The following is a 1,408-nucleotide window of genomic DNA, read 5'->3' on the forward strand; positions in this document are numbered from 1 at the left end:
TGCCTTGGCGGCCACGGGAACCATGCTCGCCGGGGATATTACATTTCTAACAACGGATAGGCTTCTTTCTCACGATCAGAAGCTATTCGGATTTTGCCTGATCCTGGGTATCGCTGGTTCCGCGGTGATAGCTAATTACAGTTCAAACCGAGAAGAGCGTCTAAACTACCTGCTCTACTTGAGAGGAGAGATGCTCGCGGAAGATCTTCGCGATTCGAATCGAACGTTGACCCATATTGCCGAAGAGGACACTCTAACCGGTCTTCCAAACCGACTATCGTTTGAGACGCGATTTGAGCAGGATTGGAAAACGGCTGCCAGGGAGAGCGCCGCCCTGTCAATGATCATGGTAGACCTCGATGGTTTCAAAGTCGCCAACGATGAATATGGTCACGGATACGGCGACCTGGTCCTTCAGCGTATCGCGCAGCTGATCACAGCATCTCTACGAATGAAAAGCGACTTCGCTGCACGTTTAGGAGGAGATGAATTTGTCGTGCTCCTTCCATCGACAACGAATACTGCTGCAGTTCAGATCGCGGAACGCTTGAGACAACATGTCGAAGAGTCGAACATCTCGTCACTTGGGTTGTCTACCCCACAGGCTCTGGGCTCCAGACTGGTCACGGTATGCTGTGGAGTCGCAACTGCTTCTCCTACATCTGTCGAAGAAGAGCGACAGCACTTGCTGGAAGCGGCAGACAAAGCGCTCTATCAAGCGAAGAGGGAAGGCCGGAATTGCGTACGCTCATAGATCGACTGTTTGCAATCGATCGCTCACCGAGGCCTGCAAAAGCAGCGATTCTGGTGGAGACCTTTCTTCAAAAACGTTGGCTCCTCGAATCCTTGTATGAGCAGCATACCTACTTGAAACCTGCAGATTGGACATAGCGGCCACCCAAGGCGATTGGAACCAGAGTCCTGCGAAGTCAGGATTTCGGTAAATTGTTTCGTCACCCAGGCCAGCATGTCAGACGAGTTTCCCAAAACCCGTTTTCAGGCAGCTCCGATTGCCTAATCCTTCGACATTTTCAGAAATGAATCACACAGTGTAGTTAATAGATGCTTGGCCTAGGGTGAATGTTCTGGCCTTTGAGCCGGCTCTGGGAACTCAAGCGTGGCCAACGTGGCGGCGATGATCTGAACCTGATCAAGCCCGGCAAGAACTATGCCTAGCCGCTGGTCTTCTATGCAGACAACTACAACGGCGTTCCCATCCAAGCCGGACACGCATTCTGACCTACAAGCCAATCATCGACTGGGCCCCCGTCATCGCACCGAAAAACCTCACCTATACCAAGGCACTATGTTCCCGCAGCGGAACGAGTCGGCTTTGCCAGCGTTCGGCAACGAACAAGCAATTGGTCAAGGGTGGGTCGGTGGATTCGAAATTGGGTGGCTATTTCAA

2 protein-coding genes are annotated in these 1,408 nt (G+C 52.1%); both read left to right on the forward strand.

Annotated elements, in window-relative coordinates; genetic code table 11:
- Positions 1-754, forward strand: a 754-nt coding sequence (locus GSQ86_RS23065; RefSeq protein ID WP_216841097.1) for a GGDEF domain-containing protein, incomplete at its 5' end; no start/stop codon positions are given.
- 326 nt (positions 755-1,080) lie between these two features.
- Positions 1,081-1,176, forward strand: coding sequence for a PQQ-dependent sugar dehydrogenase (locus tag GSQ86_RS23435; protein ID WP_254062289.1), 96 nt, complete (start codon positions 1,081-1,083; stop codon positions 1,174-1,176).
- Positions 1,177-1,408 lie beyond the last annotated feature (232 nt).

This window comes from Acidobacterium sp. S8 (assembly GCF_009765985.1).
Classification (GTDB): Bacteria; Acidobacteriota; Terriglobia; order Terriglobales; family Acidobacteriaceae; genus Alloacidobacterium.

Bases quoted from the DNA above. Each gene is read 5' to 3' on its own strand.
- GSQ86_RS23435 (WP_254062289.1), top strand. From the start codon at position 1,081: ATGTTCTGGCCTTTGAGCCGGCTCTGGGAACTCAAGCGTGGCCAACGT.